Source organism: Sphingosinicella sp. LHD-64 (genome assembly GCF_031157375.1).
GTDB lineage: Bacteria > Pseudomonadota > Alphaproteobacteria > Sphingomonadales > Sphingomonadaceae > Allosphingosinicella.
On the sequence record NZ_JAVIFV010000001.1, the window covers coordinates 695,264 to 714,140 of the forward strand.

Annotated in this window: 22 protein-coding genes; 9 read left to right on the plus strand and 13 right to left on the minus strand. The window is 68.4% G+C overall.

Features of this window, described 5'->3' with window-relative positions:
* Positions 1-155: 155 nt before the first annotated feature.
* From gatB to RCO27_RS03370, 6 genes are all read right to left on the minus strand, one after another.
* Positions 156-1,637, minus strand: a complete 1,482-nt coding sequence (gene gatB, locus RCO27_RS03345) for an Asp-tRNA(Asn)/Glu-tRNA(Gln) amidotransferase subunit GatB (RefSeq protein WP_309001222.1) — start codon at positions 1,635-1,637, stop codon at positions 156-158.
* 1 nt (position 1,638) lies between these two features.
* The gene (locus RCO27_RS03350; RefSeq protein ID WP_309001223.1) at positions 1,639-2,184 is read right to left on the minus strand and encodes a TIGR00645 family protein; all 546 of its coding nucleotides are present in this window, start codon (positions 2,182-2,184) and stop codon (positions 1,639-1,641) included.
* A 2-nt stretch (positions 2,185-2,186) separates the two neighbouring features.
* A complete protein-coding gene (gene gatA, locus RCO27_RS03355; protein ID WP_309001224.1) occupies positions 2,187-3,668 on the minus strand; it encodes an Asp-tRNA(Asn)/Glu-tRNA(Gln) amidotransferase subunit GatA in 1,482 nt (493 codons plus the stop codon).
* Entirely contained in the window at positions 3,665-3,832 is a 168-nt protein-coding gene (locus RCO27_RS03360; RefSeq protein WP_309001225.1) for a hypothetical protein, read from the minus strand. Before RCO27_RS03360 ends, gatA begins: the two co-directional genes overlap by 4 nt.
* Positions 3,829-4,116 (minus strand): Asp-tRNA(Asn)/Glu-tRNA(Gln) amidotransferase subunit GatC, encoded by a 288-nt coding sequence (gene gatC, locus RCO27_RS03365; protein WP_309001226.1) that lies wholly within the window; start codon positions 4,114-4,116, stop codon positions 3,829-3,831. The genes RCO27_RS03360 and gatC overlap by 4 nt, the downstream gene beginning before the upstream one ends.
* Positions 4,117-4,192: 76 nt before the next feature.
* Entirely contained in the window at positions 4,193-4,576 is a 384-nt protein-coding gene (locus RCO27_RS03370) for a VOC family protein (RefSeq protein ID WP_309001227.1), read from the minus strand.
* Between the two features lie 56 nt (positions 4,577-4,632).
* On the opposite strand from RCO27_RS03370, the gene RCO27_RS03375 reads away from it, so the two are divergent.
* The 4 genes from RCO27_RS03375 (at position 4,633) to RCO27_RS03390 (ending at position 9,152) form a co-directional block, all read left to right on the plus strand.
* A complete protein-coding gene (locus RCO27_RS03375; RefSeq protein WP_309001228.1) occupies positions 4,633-5,403 on the plus strand; it encodes a helix-turn-helix transcriptional regulator in 771 nt (256 codons plus the stop codon).
* Between the two features lie 45 nt (positions 5,404-5,448).
* Complete coding sequence (locus RCO27_RS03380; RefSeq protein ID WP_309001229.1) at positions 5,449-6,597, plus strand: DUF3089 domain-containing protein; 1,149 nt, start codon at positions 5,449-5,451, stop codon at positions 6,595-6,597.
* Between the two features lie 115 nt (positions 6,598-6,712).
* On the plus strand, positions 6,713-7,180 hold the full coding sequence (gene ruvX, locus RCO27_RS03385; RefSeq protein ID WP_309001230.1) for a Holliday junction resolvase RuvX: 468 nt from the start codon (positions 6,713-6,715) through the stop codon (positions 7,178-7,180).
* Positions 7,181-7,226: 46 nt separating this feature from the next.
* Entirely contained in the window at positions 7,227-9,152 is a 1,926-nt protein-coding gene (locus RCO27_RS03390) for a S9 family peptidase (protein ID WP_309001231.1), read from the plus strand.
* Positions 9,153-9,168: 16 nt separating this feature from the next.
* On the opposite strand, the gene RCO27_RS03395 is transcribed toward RCO27_RS03390, so the two are convergent.
* Entirely contained in the window at positions 9,169-9,315 is a 147-nt protein-coding gene (locus RCO27_RS03395; protein ID WP_309001232.1) for a hypothetical protein, read from the minus strand.
* A 154-nt stretch (positions 9,316-9,469) separates the two neighbouring features.
* On the opposite strand from RCO27_RS03395, the gene RCO27_RS03400 reads away from it, so the two are divergent.
* On the plus strand, positions 9,470-10,402 hold the full coding sequence (locus tag RCO27_RS03400) for an aspartate carbamoyltransferase catalytic subunit (protein WP_309001233.1): 933 nt from the start codon (positions 9,470-9,472) through the stop codon (positions 10,400-10,402).
* A gap of 64 nt (positions 10,403-10,466) precedes the next feature.
* Here the strand turns inward: RCO27_RS03400 and RCO27_RS03405 are convergent, their stop codons facing one another.
* From RCO27_RS03405 to RCO27_RS03420, 4 genes are all read right to left on the minus strand, one after another.
* Complete coding sequence (locus RCO27_RS03405) at positions 10,467-10,784, minus strand: hypothetical protein (RefSeq protein ID WP_309001234.1); 318 nt, start codon at positions 10,782-10,784, stop codon at positions 10,467-10,469.
* 503 nt (positions 10,785-11,287) lie between these two features.
* The gene (locus tag RCO27_RS03410) at positions 11,288-12,703 is read right to left on the minus strand and encodes an SPOR domain-containing protein (RefSeq protein ID WP_309001235.1); all 1,416 of its coding nucleotides are present in this window, start codon (positions 12,701-12,703) and stop codon (positions 11,288-11,290) included.
* Positions 12,704-12,720: 17 nt separating this feature from the next.
* On the minus strand, positions 12,721-13,281 hold the full coding sequence (locus RCO27_RS03415; protein WP_309001236.1) for a hypothetical protein: 561 nt from the start codon (positions 13,279-13,281) through the stop codon (positions 12,721-12,723).
* 13 nt (positions 13,282-13,294) lie between these two features.
* A complete protein-coding gene (locus RCO27_RS03420) occupies positions 13,295-14,017 on the minus strand; it encodes a ParA family protein (protein ID WP_309001237.1) in 723 nt (240 codons plus the stop codon).
* Between the two features lie 191 nt (positions 14,018-14,208).
* On the opposite strand from RCO27_RS03420, the gene RCO27_RS03425 reads away from it, so the two are divergent.
* A complete protein-coding gene (locus RCO27_RS03425) occupies positions 14,209-15,198 on the plus strand; it encodes an SPOR domain-containing protein (protein WP_309001238.1) in 990 nt (329 codons plus the stop codon).
* Between the two features lie 49 nt (positions 15,199-15,247).
* Positions 15,248-15,565, plus strand: a complete 318-nt coding sequence (locus tag RCO27_RS03430) for a PilZ domain-containing protein (protein WP_309001239.1) — start codon at positions 15,248-15,250, stop codon at positions 15,563-15,565.
* Here the strand turns inward: RCO27_RS03430 and serB are convergent.
* Positions 15,562-16,431: a phosphoserine phosphatase SerB gene (gene serB, locus RCO27_RS03435; protein WP_309001240.1), complete on the minus strand. Its 870-nt coding sequence runs from the start codon at positions 16,429-16,431 to the stop codon at positions 15,562-15,564. The genes RCO27_RS03430 and serB overlap by 4 nt on opposite strands.
* On the opposite strand from serB, the gene miaA reads away from it, so the two are divergent.
* Both miaA and ilvC read left to right on the plus strand, forming a co-directional pair.
* A complete protein-coding gene (gene miaA, locus RCO27_RS03440) occupies positions 16,430-17,356 on the plus strand; it encodes a tRNA (adenosine(37)-N6)-dimethylallyltransferase MiaA (protein ID WP_374990348.1) in 927 nt (308 codons plus the stop codon). The genes serB and miaA overlap by 2 nt on opposite strands.
* A 9-nt stretch (positions 17,357-17,365) precedes the next feature.
* Positions 17,366-18,346: a ketol-acid reductoisomerase gene (gene ilvC, locus RCO27_RS03445; protein ID WP_309001242.1), complete on the plus strand. Its 981-nt coding sequence runs from the start codon at positions 17,366-17,368 to the stop codon at positions 18,344-18,346.
* A gap of 167 nt (positions 18,347-18,513) precedes the next feature.
* On the opposite strand, the gene RCO27_RS03450 is transcribed toward ilvC, so the two are convergent.
* Positions 18,514-18,873, minus strand: coding sequence for a hypothetical protein (locus RCO27_RS03450; RefSeq protein ID WP_309001243.1), 360 nt, complete (start codon positions 18,871-18,873; stop codon positions 18,514-18,516).
* Positions 18,874-18,877 lie beyond the last annotated feature (4 nt).

An 18,877-nucleotide genomic window follows, 5' to 3' on the forward strand; every position in this document is an offset into this window, starting at 1 on the left:
AAAGAGCGCCCGGTCGCCGCCCGCAATGGCGCCCCAAGGGTGAGGCGCAGCGAGGACGAGGAGATAAGCCAGCGACAACCAGCCAGAGAACCGGGCAATCACACTGTGCAACACGACGGTTCTTGTAACGGAACTACCGTCAGTTCGGAACTCCGTTAGCCGAGCGCCTTCTTCAGCAGCTCGTTGACCACGCCCGGATTGGCCTTGCCGGCCATCGCCTTCATCGTCTGGCCGACGAAGAAGCCGAAGAGCTTGTCCTTGCCGGCGCGATATTCGGCGACCTTGTCCGCATTGGCGGCCATGATCTCGGCGATCACCGCCTCGATCGCGCCGGTGTCCGACGTCTGCTTGAGACCGCGCTCCTCGACGATCTTGTCGGGATCCTCGCCGGTCTCGAGCATGATCTCGAACACCTGCTTGGCGAGGGTGCCGGAGAGCGTGCCATCTGCGACGAGGCCAAGCAATGACGACGCCTGCGCGGGTGTGACCGGGCTGTCCTCGATGCCCTTGCCGAGCTTGTTGAGCGCCCCGAACAGGTCGGAGATGACCCAGTTGGACGCGCGCTGGGCGAAGGCGGCATCGCCCTTCCCGGCCGCCAGCAACGCCTCGAACCAGCGCGCCGTCTCGACCTCGGCGGTCAGCACGTCGGCATTGTAGGCGCTGAGGCCCAGCTCTCCCTCGTAGCGGGACCGCTTGGCGTCGGGCAGCTCGGGAAGGCTGGCGCGGCAGTCCTCCACGAAGGCGTCGGAAAGCTCCAGCGGCAGCAGGTCCGGATCCGGGAAGTAACGATAATCGTGCGCATCCTCCTTGGAGCGCAGCGAGCGTGTCTCGTTGCGGTCGGGATCATAGAGGCGGGTCTCCTGGACGACCACGCCGCCATCCTCGATGACCTCGACCTGGCGGCGCGCCTCATGCTCGATCACCGCCATGATGAAGCGGACCGAATTGACGTTCTTGGTCTCCGTGCGGGTGCCGAACGCCTCGCCCGGCTTGCGGACGCTGACGTTCACGTCGGCGCGCATCGAGCCCTGCTCCATATTGCCGTCGCACGAGCCGACATAGCGCAGGATCGCGCGCAGCTTGCGGACATAGGCGCCCGCCTCCTCCGGCGAGCGCATATCCGGCCTGGAGACAATCTCCATCAGCGCGACACCGGATCGGTTCAGATCGACATAGGAGAAGCTCGGATGCTGATCGTGCATCAGCTTGCCGGCGTCCTGCTCGACATGGATGCGCTCGATGCCGATCGTCTTGGTCGCGCCGGCGCCGTTTTCTCCTGGGAGATCGACCGTGATCTGCCCCTCGCCGACCAGCGGATGATAAAGCTGGCTGATCTGGTAGCCCTGCGGCAGGTCCGCGTAGAAATAGTTCTTCCGGTCGAAGCGCGACCATTGGTTGATCTTCGCGTCGATCGCGAGGCCGGTGCGCACCGCCTGGCGGATGCACTCGACGTTCGGGGTCGGCAGCATGCCGGGCATGGCGGCGTCGACCAGGCTCACTTGCGTGTTCGGCTCGGCGCCGAATGCGGTGGCCGCGCCGGAGAAGAGCTTGGCCTCGGAGACGACCTGCGCATGGACCTCGAGGCCGATCACGACCTCCCACTCGCCGGTGGCGCCCTGGATGCGATAGTCGCTCATGTCAGTTCCTGGCCTGCGTCATCCGGTCCACCCAGGCGATGCCGATCGCCGAGAGAATGAACGCCATGTGGATGATCGTCTGCCACATCACTGCGGTTTCGGTCACGCGGCTCGTCGGAATGCCGATCGCGCCCGCCTCGATGAAGGTGCGGAGCAGATGGATGGAGGAGATGCCGATGATCGCCATTGCCAGCTTCACCTTGAGGATTCCGGCGTTGACGTGGCTCAGCCATTCCGGCTGGTCGGGATGTCCCTGCAGGCCGAGGCGCGAGACGAATGTCTCGTAGCCGCCGACGATCACCATCACCAGCAGGTTGGAGATCATCACCACGTCGATCAGGCCGAGCACGACCAGCATGATCTGCTGCTCGGTGAACTCCCAGGCGTGCGTGACGAGATGAACCAGTTCCTTGATGAACAGGAACACGTAGACGCACTGCGCGACGATCAGGCCGACATAGAGCGGCAGCTGCAGCCAGCGCGAGCTGAAGATCAGCAGCGGGAGCGGACGCAGGCGGGCGGGCGGTTCGGGGGGAACGCTGGCCATGACTACCACCACGCCTCCGGCCGATGGGTGAAGCCGGCGCGCTGCTCGATGGCGAGGCCGGCGTTGAGGACGGTCTGCTCGTCCAGCGCCCGCGAGATGATCTGCAGGCCGAGCGGCAGGCCCTGGCCGTCGAGGCCGGCGGGCACCGACATGGCGGGAAGGCCGGCGAGGCTGGCCGGAACCGCGAACACGTCGTTCAGATACATGGCGATCGGATCGTCGCTCTTCTCGCCGAGGCCAAAGGCGGCGCTCGGCGCGGTCGGCGTCAGCAGCAGGTCGCAACTCGCCCAGGCCCGCTCGAAGTCGCGTGCGATCAGGGCGCGGACCTTCTGCGCCTGGTTGAAATAGGCGTCGTAGAAGCCGGCCGAGAGCACGTAGGTGCCGATCATGATGCGCCGCTTCACCTCGGCACCGAAACCGGCGGCACGGGTCGCCTCGTACATGTCGGCGAGGCTGCCCTGCTCCGGCGCGACCCTGAGGCCGTAGCGCACGCCGTCATAGCGGGCGAGGTTAGACGAGGCCTCGGCCGGCGCGATGATGTAGTAGGTCGGCAGCGCGTATTTCGTGTGCGGCAGCGAGACCTCGACGATCTCGGCGCCGGCGTCGCGAAGCCAGGCGATGCCCTGCTCCCACACCGCGTCGATCTCGGCCGGCACGCCGTCGATGCGATATTCCTTCGGGATGCCGACCCGCTTGCCCTTGAGGTCGGCGCTGAGGCCGGCCTCCCACTTCGGCACCGGCAGGTCGAGCGACGTCGAATCCCTGACGTCGAAGCCCGCCATCGCCTCCAGCAGGATCGCGCAGTCCCTGACGTCGCGCGCCATCGGCCCGGCCTGATCGAGCGAGCTGGCGAAAGCGACGATGCCGAAGCGCGAGCAGCGGCCGTAGGTCGGCTTGATCCCCGAAATGCCGGTGAAGGCGGCCGGCTGGCGGATCGAGCCGCCTGTGTCCGTGCCGGTCGCGCCCGGACAGAGCCGCGCGGAGACCGCCGTCGAGGAACCGCCCGAGCTGCCGCCCGGCGCCAGCGCGGCATTGCCGCCGTCGCTGCGCCGCCAGGGCGAGATGACGTTGCCGAAGCCACTGGTCTCGTTCGACGAGCCCATCGCGAATTCGTCCATGTTGAGCTTGCCGAGCATCCCCGCGCCGGCGGCGAACAGCTTGCCGCTGACCGTGGACTCGTAGACCGGTTCGAAGCCTTCCAGGATGCGACTGGCCGCAGTCGTCTGCACGCCCTTCGTGCAGAACAGGTCCTTGATGCCGAGTGGCACGCCCGAAAGCGGCTTCAGGTCGCCGGACGCGCGCGCCGCGTCGGCGGCATCGGCGGCGGCGAGTGCCAGGTCCGGCGTCTCGACGATGAAGGCGTTGAGGGCGCGGCCCTTCTCGACCGACGCATTGAACGCCGTAGCGACCTCGCGGGCGCTGAACGCGCCGTCCTTGACGCCGTCGCGGAGCGCCGCGATGCCGAGATCGGTAAGCGCGGTCACGCCCGCCCCCAATCATTCTTCAGGCTGGCCAATCTGGGGCTATCCTTCTTGTTCTTCTCATCGGCGCGCGGCTTCGCGGCCCGCGCCGGGCTCGCCACCGGAGCCTCGTCACGCGGCGAGATGGTGGTCGGAGAAATGGACGAGACGCCGGTGACGCGGGTCATTCGATCACCTTCGGCACGGCGAAGAAGCCATGCTCGGCGACCGGCGCATTGGCCAGCACCGCGTCGCGGATGCCGCCGTCGGTCACCACGTCCTCGCGCAGGCGAAGCTGGTTGGGGATGACCGCGGTCATCGGCTCGATGCCGCTCACGTCGACCTCGCCCAGTTGCTCGACCCAGCCAAGGATGTTGGAGAGTTCGGGCGCGAGCGCCTCGACCTCGGCATCGCTGACGGCGATGCGGGCGAGCTTCGCGATATGGCGGACGGTGGCGGTGTCGACGGACATGCTGTTCCTGCTGGTTCGGATCGGCAAGCAATCCGAACGGCGCGCTAGCATCCGCGCTGCGGTGCGGCAAGGCGCGCTAGCGCGGCGGCGTCTCGTAACGCATCGCGCCCACCTCATTGCCTTCGGTGTCGAGGAAGCGGATCAGCTCGCCGACGGTCGGGATCGGCGATTTCGGCAGGGTGACCCGGCCGCCATGCGCTTCGACCGCCTCGGCGATCGCATCGACATCGTCGACCGAGAAGGTGCATTCGAAGCCGTTGAGGCCGGTCCCGGTCCGCGGTTCCTGGCGCTTCTGGAGCAGCCCCATCACGCCCGGGGCATCGGTGCCGCCGGTATGGATGAGGTAGAAGCCGGGCGGCCCCCACGGCTCGAAGACCCAGCTGAAGACCGCTTCATAGAAGCGCGCGGCGCGCTCGACGTCGTCGGCATGGATGGCGAAGCTGGCGAGGTTGTTTGGCATGGCGCGGAGCCTATGGCTGTGGCGCGTGCGCCGCAATCCCGCTAGTACGCCAGAATATGTCGAGAAAGCGACACACACGTGCCGACGAGCCGTTCCTGATCGTGCGCACGCTCGCCTCGAACGCCCGCGCCGGCGAGATGGTGGATCGGCATCGTCACGACTGGCACCAGCTCATCTATGCCTCGGCCGGTGTGCTGCACGTGTCGACGGAGCGGGGCGCCTGGATCGCGCCGCCGCACTGGGCCATCTGGGTCCCCGCCGGGGTCGAGCACGACATCCGCTTCGCCACCGGCGGCCGGCTGAGGACGATCTACCTGCGGCCGGATGTGAATGCGCAGCTGCCCCGGCAGTGCACCGTCGTGACGGTCTCGCCGTTGTTGCGGGAGCTGATCCTGAAGGCCGTGGATGTCGGCATGCTGGATCGTCGGGAGACGGTGGACCTGGCGCTTGCGACCCTGATCCTCGACGAATTCCGGCAATCCGGCACGCCGCCTTTCGCACTGCCGCAGCCGGAGAGCCCCGCCGCATCCCGCGCCGCCGCCCTGATCGCCGCTGGCGCATCCCCGGCCCGAGACATGGCCGCGCTAGCCAAGGCAGCAGGGGCCGGCGTGCGGACGCTGGAGCGCCGGTTCCGCGCCGAGACCGGAATGAGCCCGGCGCAATGGCGGCGGCACCGCGAGATGCTCGCCGCGCTCGAGCGGCTGGCGGGCGGCGCGGCGATCAAGGAGGTCGCCGACCATGCGGGCTACGCGGCGCCCAGCGCCTTCGTCGCCGCGTTCCGCCGGCAGTTCGGCGTCACCCCGGGCCGTTATTTCCAGGGCGGATAGTCGGCGCCGCTTGCATGTGGCGCGTGCATGCGCTTGAGGGCGCGGGTGGCAAAACGAAAGACCAGTCCGGCCGGCTGCTTCCTGTGGATCATCGCGGCGGCGATCGTCCTCGTCATCGTCGGCGCCTTCGCCTACCGGATCTTCGAGAAGGATCTGATGCGCTGGGCGATGGTGCCGCGCGTGACCTTCGAGACGGGGCCGGCGCCGACCGAGGCGGCCTATGCCGGGGCGAACCTCTGGATCGCGCGGCCCGACATCTCGAACAATCCGTCGCTGTGGACGCCCGAAAGCTTCCAGCCCACCGCCACGCCGCAGGTCTCGGTCTTCTTCATCCACCCGACCAGTTTCCTCGAATCGACCCGCTGGAACGCGCCGCTCGACGATGCGGAGTCGCAGCAGCGCGCCGCCCTGTTCGTGCGCAGCCAAGCGAGCGCGTTCAACGGCGTCGGCGCGATCTGGGCGCCGAAATACCGCCAGGCGACGTTCGGCGCCTTCCTGACCACCGAGGACAATGCCCGCCGCGCGCTCGATTTCGCCTATCGCGACGTCTTGGCCGCCTATGAGGAGTTCCTCCGCCAGGCGCCGGCCGACCGGCCGATCCTGCTCGCCGCCCACAGCCAGGGCAGCCTGCACCTGATGCGCCTGCTCGAGGAGCGGGTTCGCGGCGCGCCAGAGGCGAACCGCATCGTCGCGGCCTATGTGATCGGCTGGCCGGTCTCGCAGGACGCCGACGTGCCCGCCATGCCGCTGCCGCTTTGCCGGCAGCCACAACAGGCGCGCTGCTTCCTCTCTTGGCAGAGCTTCTCCGAGCCGGCCGACCCGAGCCAGGTGACCGACGTCTATGACGCGTCGCGCGGGCCGACCGGCGTCAGCCGCGCCGGATCGCCGATGGTCTGCACCAATCCGCTCACCGGCGCGCGCGGCGGCGCGGCGGGCGCCGACCGCAACCTCGGCACGCTCGTCCCCGACGCGGACCTGAACGGCGCCGAGCTCCGCCGCGGCGTGGTCCCGGCGCGCTGCGACCTGCGCGGCTTCCTGCTGATTGGCGACAATGACGCGCTGCCCGACATGGGTCCCTATGCCCTGCCTGGGAACAACTATCACGTCTATGACTATGCCCTGTTCTGGGCGAATATCCGCGCCGACGTCGAACGCCGGCTGGCTTCGTTTCTCGGCGCGAATGAAAACCGCTAACCGTCATGCTGAACTCAGCATCCAGGGTCGCGCCGCGCGATCGTCGGTGGATAGACATCGACTCCGGCGCGGCTCCCGGCTGGATCCTGAAACAAGTTCAGGATGACGTGAACCCATGACCGTCGTTGCCAATATCGCCGACTTCCGCGACACACTGCCCGCGGGCGGGCGGCTGCTCGGGCTCGACGTCGGGACAAAGACGATCGGCACGGCGCTCTGCGACGCCCAGTGGACCATCGCCACCGCCGCCGAACTGATCCGCCGGACCAAATTCGGCAAGGACATGGAGGCCCTGAAGACGCTCGCCACCGCTCAGCAGGTGAAGGGCCTGGTCATCGGCTTGCCGCTCAATCTCGATGGCAGCGATTCGCCGCGCACCCAGTCGGTCCGCGCCTTCGCCCGCAACCTCGCGCCGCTTGCTCTCCCCATCCTGCTCTGGGACGAACGCTGGTCGACCCAGGCGGTCACCCGCACCCTGATCGACGCCGACGCCAGCCGCGCCCGCCGCGCCGAACTCGTCGACAAGATGGCCGCCGCCTATATCCTGCAAGGCGCGATCGATGCCTTGACCATGAGTATGTAACCAAATATCATCTGTGTTATGTAAATGATACACTAGGGGGATCACAATGCGTATTCGCTTCACCGCCGCCTTGCTCGCCGGCACCATGCTGGCATTCGGACCCGCGACCATGACCCAGGCCCAGACCACCCCGGCCGCCGCGCCGGCGCAGCCGGCCCGCTACACCGCACAGCAGTTCTTCGAGACGACCAGCTACGGCATGGCCGCCGCCGACGGGATCGCCTTCTCCAGTGACGGCCGCAGCCTGCTGATCAGCTCGGACCGCAGCGGCGTGTTCAACGTCTACGCCCTCCCCGTCGCCGGCGGCGAGCCGGTCCAGATCACCCGCTCGACCACCAATGCGAACATGGCGGTCAGCTATTTCCCGAACGACGATCGCCTGCTCTTCACCGCCGATCAGGGCGGCAACGAGCTCAACCATCTCTACGTCCGCCTGCCCGACGGCACGGAGCGCGACCTGACCCCGGGCGAGAACCTCAAGGCGACCTTCCACAGCTGGAGCGCCGACGGCCGCACCTTCTACGTCAGCACCAACGAGCGCGATCCGCAGGCGTTCGATGTCTACGCCTATGACGCCGCGAGCTACGAGCGCCGGATGATCTTCCGCAATCCGGGCGGCTTCTACCCCGGCGAGATCACCCAGGACGGCCGCTATATCTCGCTGGTCAAGCCCAACACCAGCGCCGACAGCGACGTCTATCTCGCCGAGGCCGGCAGCGAAGCCGCACCGCGGCACGTCACGCCGCACCAGGGCAATGTCGCCTTCAGCACCTACGGCTTCACCCCCGACAGCCGGTCGCTGGTCTATGCGACCAACGAGACCAGCGAGTTCGACCAGGCGTGGACCTATGACGTCGCCGGCGGGGAGCGCCGTCCGCTCGTCCAGGCCGACTGGGACGTGACCGCGATCGCCTTCTCGTCCTCGGGCCGCTACCGCGTGCAGGCGATCAACGCCGACGCCTCGACCCGGCTCACCATCACCGACACCCGCACCGACCGGCCGGTGACGCTCGCCGGCGTGCCGGAGGGCGATCTCGGCGGTGTCCGGTTCAGCCGCGACGAGCGCCGTGTCGCCTTCACCGTGATGTCGGACACCTCGCCGACCGATATCTTCATCACCGACCTTGCCACCGGCCAGGCGCAGCGGATGACCCGAGCGCTCAACCCGGCGATCGACGAGAGCCAGTTGGTCGAGGCCAGCGTGGCGCGTTTCCGCTCCTATGACGGGCTCGAGGTGCCGGGCATCCTCTATCGCCCGCGCGAGGCGAGCGCGGGTCGGCCGGTGCCGGCGATCGTGCTGGTCCACGGCGGGCCGGGCGGCCAGAGCCGGCGCGGCTATTCGGCGATGACCCAGCATCTCGTGAACCACGGCTATGCGGTCTACGCGATCAACAACCGCGGCTCGTCCGGCTACGGCAAGACCTTCTTCCACATGGACGACCGCCGCCACGGCGACGTCGATCTCAGGGACGTGATCGCCGCGCGCGACTGGCTCGCCGGGCAGGACTGGATCAGCGACCGCGTCGCGGTGATGGGCGGCTCCTACGGCGGCTACATGACCGCTGCCGCGATGGCCTTCTATCCCACCACCTTCGATGCCGGCATCGACATTTTCGGAGTCACCAACTGGGTGCGCACCTTGGAATCGATCCCGGCCTGGTGGGGCGCCCAGCGCGCGGCCCTCTATGACGAGATGGGCGATCCCGCCAACGACGCGACCCGCCACCGCGCGATCTCGCCGCTCTTCCACGCGAACCGGATCCAGCGGCCGATGCTGGTCATCCAGGGCGCCAACGACCCGCGCGTGCTCCAGGTCGAGAGTGACGAGCTGGTCGCCGCGATCCGCGCCAACAACGTGCCGGTGGATTATGTGGTTTTCCCGGATGAGGGCCACGGCTTCCTGAGGAAGCAGAACCGCATCGACGCGTCCGAGGCCTATCTCAGGTTCCTGAACCAGTATCTGCGGCGCTGACGACGCCCCGGCAGCGTCAGAGCCAGACGCTGCAAGGCGCTCCGTCGTTCTTTTCGGTGCGGTCCGGTCCCCTCGGCGGCGGCTCCGCCTTGCGCTCCTGCGGAAGGCGGAACAGCCCGATGCCCGGGGCACGGACCCGCTCGTTCTCGCGTTCCGGCTTCACCTCATATGCTCCTGTCAAATGGGCGCTGGCGTGATGCGATTTCCCCGCCGGCGCAACAAGTTGCCGTCGTCGAAAGTGCCGGATTGATCGATAAAACCGCCACCGGTCCGACTCCGCTTGAGTCGGGCGGATAGCGTGCTAGAGCGCGGCTTTGATGACAACAGCCTTCCCCCACCGGCATCTCCTCGGCATCGAGGGGCTGTCCGCCGCCGATCTCGCCCTCATCCTCGACGAAGCCGAGCCGTGGGTCGATTTCAACCGCGGCGCCCGCAAGGCGGACGACCGGCTCGCCGGCCTCACCCAGATCAACGCCTTCTTCGAAAATTCGACCCGGACGATGTTCTCGTTCGAAATCGCCGGCAAACGGCTCGGCGCGCAAGTCTCCGGCTTCCATCCCGCCGCCTCGAGCGTCCGCAAGGGCGAGAGCCTGATCGACACCGCGCTGACCCTCAACGCGATGGGTCCGGACCTGCTCGTCATCCGCCACGAGGCGAACGGCGCCGCAGCCGACGTCGCGGCGGTAATGGACTGCCCGGTGATCAACGCCGGTGACGGGCGCGGCGAGCATCCCACCCAGGCGCTGCTCGACGCGCTGGCGATCCGCCGCCGATTCGGCCGGATCGAGGGGCTCAGGATCGTGATCTGCGGCGACATCGCCCACAGCCGCGTCGCCAATTCGAACCTCAGGTCGCTGCCGCTGCTCGGCGCGGAGGTGCGGGTCGCCGGCCCCGCGGCGCTGCTGCCCCCGTCACTGCCCGCCGGCATCGAAGCGACCACCGACTTCGATGCCGCCCTCGACGGCACCGACGTGGTGATGATGCTGCGCATCCAGCGCGAGCGGCTGGAGGACGGCGTCGCCGACGCGCTCGGCGACTATCACGCCCGCTACGGCCTCACCCGCGACCGCCTCGCCCGCGCCGCCCCGCACGCCGCGGTGATGCACCCCGGCCCGATGAACCGCGGCGTCGAGATCGTCGGCGACGTCGCCGACGACCGCGAACGCTCGCTCATCCTCGACCAGGTCGAGCTCGGCGTGGCGGTCCGCATGGCCTGTCTCGACCTGCTGACGCGGGAACGGCGGGGCTAGACGAAGAGTCAAAAAATGTCTGCGATGGGTGATAAGCGGACATTCCGAGACCAGCCCTGCCACGCTATTGGCCAGCCCTTCGGGCGGGAACATTGGATCGAAGGAAAGCAATGATCCGGCGCACTTCTGCGTCAGCTTGGTCGTCAGGCAGTGGTGCGATGCCTTGTGCGATCGCCAGGATCGCGTGCCTCGGCGCAGAACCAAAAGGAACCACCATCCAGTAGGCGATACGTTCCGTAAATTCTCTGCGGCCGAGCAGCGTTCGCCCATCGGGGAGTGGCGCGTAGAAATAGCTGTCGCCATGAGACGGATTGACCAGGCTGAGGTAGCGTAGCGTCAGAGGCGGTCCGCCTTCTTGGGTTAGTCCCAAGGCATCGGTCACGCGATGATCCGAGGCACGATCAGCGCCATCGCGTGCCAAGCGCTCCGCTAGATACGAAAGCTCCGCTGATGTGATGTGGACGCCCCGCGGCTCCTGCCATGCGATGACAGGCGATGGCAAAGCAATGCCCAAGAACAAACCGATGAGAAGCGCAGGTGATGCTCGCATGACAGTAGCGTGCCGGAACGGAGGTAAGTCCGCAACGGTCGAAAGCAGACGCTACCGATTGTTGGATACAAATAGGATTTCGTCTGACAGGCTCGTCATGAGTCGGGCATTGCCCGGCTCGCCGGCTCCTTGAAACGTCGAAGTCACCGGGCCCGCGCTTCGGCCGAACGCCTGTCTCAACCCTTTCGCTTTCCCTGTTCTGCAGGCCCATGGCCAGTAGGAACATTGGGAACATTCGCCCGATCCGCTACGGCGCGCTTCGAGAAGCGCACCAATGGAAAAGGGCGGCTGGTCTTGGCCACCAGCCGCCCTTCCAAAGAGGAGACGAGGCTCCCCTAGACGTTGCGCGTGCGGCCGTTGGCGTAGCGGGCGGCCCAGCGGATCGAGGCGTCGCCGGCATTGCCGCGCACGAAGCAGGCGCCGCCGCGGGCACGGATCGCGCCGCACAGGCGCTGCGCGTCGCTTTGGCTGGCGAAGCCGGCGACGGCGACGCGGTGCAGCGTGCGGCCTTCATGATCGATCGTCGCGGTGAGCGGCGCATAGGGCGTGAGGCCGAAGCGGCGCTGCGTCTCGACCCAGGCGCGCTCGGCATTGGCCTCGTTCGAGAAGGCGCCAAGCTGGACGACATAGCGGCTGGTGCCGGTGCGCACCGCGGGTGCGCTGGCCGGGCGCGGCGCGGCGCGGCGGAACACCGGCGCGGGCGGCAGCGACGCCGCCGCGGTGCGCACGACAGCCGGTGCCGGCTGGTTCAGCGCCTGTGCAGCGAGGACGTACTGCACCTCGGCCTCGCTCGGGGCTTCGATCGGAGCCTGGGGCGCAGGCGTGTAGTAGGTGGGCGCTTCGGCTGCAGCGACCTCGACGGGCGCGGGCGCCGCTTCAGGCGCCGGCAGACCCCAATCCGACACCGTTTCGGCCGCAGCCGTGTAGGCAACGGGCGCCGGTGCGGCTTCGACCTGCGCGGGCGCAGGCACCGCCTCGGCGACCTGGATCGGCGTCGGGGCCGGCTGCGAGAGCGCGAGCCGGACCGGCTGGCCCGGATCCTGGACCGGGGTCACGCCGAGCAGACTGGCGAGACGGGTCGGGCCGGCATCGGGACGCGCCATCGCCGCCCACTGGGTCATGCGATTCGGCAGCGCCGCCGGGGAGATGTCTTGCGCGGCGATCGCGCGGGCGCGGCGCCAATCGCCCGAGAGCGCATAAGACAGCGCGAGATTCTGACGGACGCGTGCGGTCGCGCTCTGGCTGCGCGCCAGCGGCTCAAGCAGCTCGATCGCCCGGTCGGTGCTGCCGGCGAGCGCATAGGCAAGGCCGAGATCGGCGCCCGAGGCGCGGCCCTCGAGCTCGGCGAGCTGGCCGAGCGCCACGGCGTTCTGGCCGAGCGCGATCTGGGTGAGCGCGAAGCTCATGCCGGCACGGATGTTGGCCGGATCCAGCTCGATCACGTCGGCGAAGGTGGCGCGGGCCGATTCGAAGCGGCCGCTCTTGAGATAGACGTCGGCGAGGGCGAGCCGATAACCGGCGTCGCGCGGCGCCAGCGCAACCGCCTGCTCCATCGCGCCGAGCGCTTCGGCCAGATTGCCCTGCCCGGCGGCGCGGATCGCCTGCTCATGCAATTGCGCGGCCTGGACATTGGCCGGCGCGGCCGCCTGGCCGCTGCCGCGACGCATCGCGCCGGACTGGGTGCTGCCGGCGGCCATCGTCAGGCTGACGATGATCGTCGACGCGGCGATCTTGAACGCGGTCTTGTTCATCTTCCCCCTCCGGTTCGTCAGCTGCGCTTGGCGCTGGCGGGCACCCGCTCGGCGAGTGCGTCGACCTCGGGCAGCGAGGCCAGGAAATCGTCGAGCGCGCCGGTCACGATCTGCTGGGCCGAGCGACCAGTGACCGCGCAGGCGAGCCTGAGCTTCAGGTGACGCTCGGCATCGAGGCGCAGCGTGAACGCGGCCTTCCTACCGGCCGGCGCGGCGGCCACCGCGGGCCGCTGCGGCAGCGCCAGAACCTTGGCCTTCTTGCGCGGCTTCGCGGCCTCGACCGGTGCCTCGTCCTCGACCTCGTCGGCATCGAAATGCTCGGCGATCGCGCGGCGCTGGGCGGCGACCGGTTGGTCCTCGTCGCCCTTGGGCAGCGGGGTCAGCGCCGAGATCGAGCTCGGCACATGTTCGGGATAGAAGTCGGCGGGCTCGTCGGCGGCGACCGGCGCCTGCTGGCCCATGTCGTTCCAGCCGAGATCCTCGAAACCGGTATAGCCTTGCGGACGCATGGCCGGCCGGGCGGTGCCCTTGCGGGCCAGCAGCCCCGAGGAGAGCGAGGCGTAGCGAGCTTCGTTCACTGCACGTCCCCCCTCACTGGCCGATCACGCGGCGGCCGAAGCCGGACGCGGGACGCTGCGCCATCGCATGCGGCACCGGGCCGGACGCGGGGGCGGAAAAGACGGTGCGGCGGAAATTCTTCTCGAGTCGGTCGGCGACATAGTCCCAGAGCTCAGCCACTTCGCGGGCCGATTTGCCGCCGGGATCCACCTCCATCACCGTGCGGCCGTCGATCATCGAGGCGGCGAAGTCGGTGCGATGGTGAAGCGTGACGGGTGCGACGGTGCCGTGCTGCGACAGCGCGATCGCGGCCTCGAACGTGATCTTGGCCTTGGGCGTCGCCGCGTTGACGACGAAGATGAGCGGTTTGCCGGCCCGTTCGCACAGGTCGACGGTGGCGCCGACGGCGCGCAGATCGTGAGGGCTGGGGCGGGTCGGGATGACAATCAGTTCGGCGACCTGGATGACGCTCTGGATCGCCATGGTGATGGCGGGGGGCGTATCGACCACCGCCAGGCGGAAACCCTGCTGGCGCAACACTTCGAGATCGGAGCCGAGGCGCGCGACCGTGGTCTGGGCGAAGGCCGGCATCTCGTCCTCGCGCTCGTTCCACCAGTCGGCGAGCGAGCCTTGCGGGTCGATGTCGATCAGGCAGACCGGACCGTAGCCGGCGCGCTGCGCCTGCACCGCAAGATGGCCGGACAGGGTGGTCTTCCCCGAGCCGCCTTTCTGGGAAGAGAGGGCCAGAACGCGCATGTAATCTATCCTTGGTTCCCCGTGTCGGTCCGCGGGTTTCCTCCAGCGAGACTAAAATCCGGTTAACAGTGCGGCAGGGCCCGCTCCGTTTCGGGACCGGGGCCCGATGGCTTCCCGAGGGAAAACAATGCTAAGAGCGCGTTAAGCATTCGCCTTTAGAGCGAAGCCCAAGAGTTCCGGTGGAGGTATTCTTGACCAACAGGATCGACACGCGCCTGGCGCTGGCTTTGGCCGCCGCGGCGGCGGCGATGAGCGCGCCGGCGACCGGCCAGAACGCGCCGGCGGCGGCGCCCAGCGTCGAGGTCGGCTTCAACGCATGGCAAGCCGGCAATTATGACGAGGCGGTGCGCAACTGGCGGCCGCGCGCCGATCGCGGCGATGCCGATGCGCAATTCAACCTGGGCCACGCCTACCGGCTCGGCCGCGGCGTGCCGCAGAACATGAACCTCGCCGAGCAATGGTACGAACGCGCCGCCCGCGCCGGCCATCAGGAGGCGCAGGCGATGTACGGCGTCATCCTGTTCCAGAACGGCCGCCGCGCCGAGGCGATGCCCTATATCCGGCGGGGCGCCGAGCAGGGCGACCCGCGCGCGCAATATGTCTACGGCACCGCGCTCTTCAACGGCGACCTCGTCCCGCGCGACCTGCCACGCGCCTGGGCGATGATGACCCGCTCGGCCGCACAAGGCCTGGCGCCGGCGCAGAGCCAGCTGCGCGAGATGGAGCAGCATCTGAGCGCCGAGGACCGCGCGCGCGGCGACGAGATCGCGGCGGCTTTGGTGCAGAGCGCCCCCGCCGCCTCCGCCCGCGTCGATGCCCCCGCCCCGCCGCCGGTGCGGGTCGCGACGACCGAGGTTCCGCCGTCGACGACGCCGACGCCGCAGCCGCGCCCGTCAGCGCCGCCGCCACCCGCCCCTGCCGCCACCCGACCGACGCCGCGGCCAACCACGCCCGCCCCCGCGGCCGGCGGGCGCTGGCGGATCCAGCTCGGGGCATTCAGCAGTGAGGCCAATGCGCGCAGTGCCTGGAATGCGGTACGGAGCCGGCTGCCTGGACTGGAGCCCTATTATGTCCGGGCCGGCACCGTCTTCCGGCTCCAGGCCGGCCCCCTCGCCAGCCGCGCCGCCGCCGCCCAGGCCTGCGCGGCCGCAAGGCAGGCCTGCTTCCCGGTCGCCCCTTAACCGTTTTTTTGCGCCGACCGCTTATTTCCGCCCCGAACAAGGGACGGAAATGGGGCAGGCCTACACTCTCGACGATCGACGCCGGATGGCGTCGCGCTGGCGGCGCCGGCGCATGTGCCTGCTCGTCACCACCGAGGCCGCGCCCGCCGCGCTGCGCGACATTTCGGCGACCGGCGCCTTCGTCGAGACCCGCGTCCGGCCGGAGATTGGCGCGCGGGTGGAGCTCCGCCATCCCGAAGCCGGATCGATTTCTGCCAGCGTCCAGTCGGCCGGCGAAGACGGCATCGCCCTCCGCTTTGACTATGGCGAGCGGTCCGTGGCGTTTGCCCTGTCCGCGATCGCGGCGGACATGAGCCGCCCCTCCTAGGCCTCGACCCAGTCCTTGCGCGCATAACCCTGCGCGTAGAGCAGAGCGGTCAGATCGTTCGCCTCGATCCGCGCATCGGCCGCCGCGGCCGTCGCCGGCTTGGCATGATAGGCGACACCGAGCCCCGCCGCCTCGATCATCGGAATGTCGTTGGCGCCGTCGCCGACCGCCAGCGTGGCGTCCAGCGGAATCGCACGCGATGCTGCTGCCTCCAGCAGCGACTCCCGCTTGGCTGCGGCGCCGACGATCGGCCGGGCGACCGTCCCGGTCAGCCGGCCCGCCTCGACCTCGAGGATGTTGGATCGCTGCGCGTCGAAGCCGATTTCCTCGGCCACCGGCCCGGCGAAGCGGGTGAAACCGCCGGAGACGAGCAGCGCATAGGCGCCGTTCGCCCGCATCGTGCGGACCAGGGCCCGCGCTCCGGGTGCCAGCCGCACCCGCTCGGCGCGGCAGCGATCGATCGCCGCTTCGTCGAGACCTTTCAACAGGGCAACACGGGCGTCGAGCGCCGCCTCGAAATCGAGCTCGCCGCGCATCGCCCGCTCGGTGACCTCGGCGACCTCGGCCTTGAGCCCGGCATAGTCGGCGAGCTCATCAATGCATTCGACGGTGATCATGGTCGAATCCATATCGGCCACGAGCAGGCGCTTGCGGCGATGTGCCGCGGGCTGGACGACGACATCGACATCGGAGAGCAAACCTTCGAGCGCCGCGCGGGCGCCGGTCGGACTGTCGATCAGCTGGAGGTCGCAGGCGTGCCCGTCCTCGATCCATTGCTCGCCCGCAACGCCGCCGAGCGCATCCGCCGCGGCGGAAATATCGCCGCGCGTCAGCCGCTCCTTTGCTATCAGGGTCGCAATGAACATGGGTTCCTCTGGAAAGCCGCCGGTCGCGCTCATTGCAGGCCCGACGGCCAGCGGCAAGTCGGCGCTTGCCCTCGCCCTGGCCGAACGCGCGGGCGGCATTGTCGTCAATGCCGACAGCGCGCAGGTTTACAGGGACTTGCGGATCGTTTCAGCGCGACCGTCGCAAGAAGACGAAGCACGCGCACCGCATCGACTCTACGGCTATCGCGACGGCGCGGACGCCTGCTCGGCGGCGGACTGGGCCGACGATGCCAGGCGCGAGATTGCGGCGGCCCATGAAGCGGGCCGCCTGCCGGTGCTGGTCGGCGGCACCGGGCTGTACCTGCGCACCCTGATCGACGGTATCGCCCCGGTGCCGGAGATCGATCCCGGGATGCGCGCAATGGTGCGGGCGCTGAGTGTCGCCGAAGCCCATGACGCCCTTCGCAACGAGGACCCGGAAGCCGCCGGCCGGATCCGGCCGAGCGACATCACTCGCACGGCCCGGGCGCTGGAGGTCGTGCGCTCGACTGGCCGGACCCTGAAGAGCTGGCAGGCGGAGAAAGTCGGCGGCATCGGAAATGCAATCGCGCTGAGGCCCCTTGTCCTGCTGCCGCCGCGCGACTGGCTCCACGAGCGATGCGACACGCGGTTTCTGGAAATCTTTTCAGACGAGGGGGTTGAGGAGGTTCGCTTATTGCTCGAGCGAAAGCTCCCGAAGCTCGCACCGGTGATGCGCGCGATCGGCGTCCCCGAGATCGCGGCCTTTCTCCATGGCGATCTCGACCGCGAGGAGGCGATCGCGGTCGGGCAGGCGGCGACGCGGCAATATGCCAAGCGGCAATATACCTGGTTCCGCCACCAGCCGCCGGTGGATTGGCCGCGGTTCGAGGCGGCGCTCGATTGCGGCGCGCTGCCCGATGCCCTAGCGCGACTGGGCGCCTGAGGAGGGCATATGCAGGTCTATCTCGACGCCGACTGCGACCTTTCGCTCATCCGCGGCAAGCGGGTGGCGATCGTCGGCTACGGCAATCAGGGGCGCGCGCAGGCGCTCAATCTCAGGGATAGCGGCGCTGCCATCGTCATCGGCCAGCGCGAGGGGTCGCCGCGCCATGCGCAGGCGCTGGCGGACGGGTTCGAGGTGGTCACCGCGGCCGCGGCGGCCGCGCAGGCCGACCTGGTCATCCTGCTCGCCGCCGACGAGGATCATGGCCGGATCTATGCCGGAGAAATTTCACCGAATCTGCGCGAAGGCGGCGCCATCGGCTTCGCGCACGGCCTCTCCATCCGGTTCGGGCTGATCGAGCCGCGCGGCGATCTCGACATCTTCCTCGTCGCGCCCAAGGGGCCGGGCACCGCGCTCAGGGCGGATTTCGAACGGGGATCGGGTCTCATCGCTTTGTTCGCCGTGGCGCAGGATGCCAGCGGCGGTGCGGAGGCGCTCGCGCTTTCCTACGCGGCGGCGATCGGTAGTGGCCGGGTCGGCATCCTGCCGACCAGCTTCGCCGAGGAATGCGAGGCGGACCTGTTCAACGAGCAGGCGGTGCTGTGGGGCGCGATCCCCGAGCTGATCCATGCCGGCTTCGAGACCCTGGTCGAGGCGGGCTATTCCCCCGAGATCGCCTATTTCGAATGCCTGACCGAGGTGAAACTGCTCGCCGACCTCATCTACGAGCGCGGCATCGCCGGCATGCGCGAGGCGATCAGCAACACCGCCGAATTCGGCGCCCTCAAGGGCGGCAGCCGCATCGTCACCGCCGAAACCCGCACCGAAATGCGCCGCATCCTGCGCGAGGTGCGCTCTGGCAGCTTCGTCCAGGAGCTGATCGCCGACGCCGAGGCCGGCTATCCGCGCCTCAAGGCCAGCCGCGCCGCCGCGCGCGCTCATGCGATCGAGGCGACCCGCGCCCGATTGCTGGACCTCGCCAGGCGCTGACCCATCTTGGCGAATGTTCCCAATGTTCGCACTGGCCATGGGCGGAAATGGCCTACGCCCGGCACAGGTGATTGCGCGGGGAGGCATGAGCGAACGATGACAAAGAGCCGAATCGACCCATCATCGCAGAAAGCATCGATGTAGGAAAATGAGGGAGACGAGCAGCGCTAATTTTCCGCAACGGGTGGAAAGTGACGTTCCTCTGCCGCCTTAGATCTGGCATTCTTTCGGAAAGGGAGCAGCTCGCGATGGAATTCCGGAATAGAGACTTCACTGAATTGGTGAAGCTGACCAGGGCCAAGTTTTCCGTCAGCATCGACGAAGCGCATGATTTGATTTTCGCCGATGAGGAAGTGCGTCGGCTGGTTGCCAAACGCATCAACCATAACCAAGAGTGTAGCAAGCAAGCGCTTTCCGACATACGCCATAATCGCGACCGATCCCGTTTCGTGCGTGAAGGCGATCGCATCCGCTTTCGGCGGAGCGACGGTCAGCGGTGACGTCGGCAACGCGCCAAAAGCAGACATCCCG

Bases quoted from the DNA above. Each gene is read 5' to 3' on its own strand.
- gatB (WP_309001222.1), bottom strand. From the start codon at position 1,637: ATGAGCGACTATCGCATCCAGGGCGCCACCGGCGAGTGGGAGGTCGTG.
- RCO27_RS03375 (WP_309001228.1), top strand. From the start codon at position 4,633: ATGTCGAGAAAGCGACACACACGTGCCGACGAGCCGTTCCTGATCGTG.
- RCO27_RS03450 (WP_309001243.1), bottom strand. From the start codon at position 18,873: ATGTCTGCTTTTGGCGCGTTGCCGACGTCACCGCTGACCGTCGCTCCG.
- ruvX (WP_309001230.1), top strand. From the start codon at position 6,713: ATGACCGTCGTTGCCAATATCGCCGACTTCCGCGACACACTGCCCGCG.
- RCO27_RS03390 (WP_309001231.1), top strand. From the start codon at position 7,227: ATGCGTATTCGCTTCACCGCCGCCTTGCTCGCCGGCACCATGCTGGCA.
- miaA (WP_374990348.1), top strand. From the start codon at position 16,430: ATGGGTTCCTCTGGAAAGCCGCCGGTCGCGCTCATTGCAGGCCCGACG.
- RCO27_RS03400 (WP_309001233.1), top strand. From the start codon at position 9,470: ATGACAACAGCCTTCCCCCACCGGCATCTCCTCGGCATCGAGGGGCTG.
- RCO27_RS03370 (WP_309001227.1), bottom strand. From the start codon at position 4,576: ATGCCAAACAACCTCGCCAGCTTCGCCATCCATGCCGACGACGTCGAG.
- RCO27_RS03350 (WP_309001223.1), bottom strand. From the start codon at position 2,184: ATGGCCAGCGTTCCCCCCGAACCGCCCGCCCGCCTGCGTCCGCTCCCG.
- RCO27_RS03360 (WP_309001225.1), bottom strand. From the start codon at position 3,832: ATGACCCGCGTCACCGGCGTCTCGTCCATTTCTCCGACCACCATCTCG.
- RCO27_RS03430 (WP_309001239.1), top strand. From the start codon at position 15,248: ATGGGGCAGGCCTACACTCTCGACGATCGACGCCGGATGGCGTCGCGC.
- RCO27_RS03410 (WP_309001235.1), bottom strand. From the start codon at position 12,703: ATGAACAAGACCGCGTTCAAGATCGCCGCGTCGACGATCATCGTCAGC.
- RCO27_RS03420 (WP_309001237.1), bottom strand. From the start codon at position 14,017: ATGCGCGTTCTGGCCCTCTCTTCCCAGAAAGGCGGCTCGGGGAAGACC.
- serB (WP_309001240.1), bottom strand. From the start codon at position 16,431: ATGTTCATTGCGACCCTGATAGCAAAGGAGCGGCTGACGCGCGGCGAT.
- ilvC (WP_309001242.1), top strand. From the start codon at position 17,366: ATGCAGGTCTATCTCGACGCCGACTGCGACCTTTCGCTCATCCGCGGC.
- gatC (WP_309001226.1), bottom strand. From the start codon at position 4,116: ATGTCCGTCGACACCGCCACCGTCCGCCATATCGCGAAGCTCGCCCGC.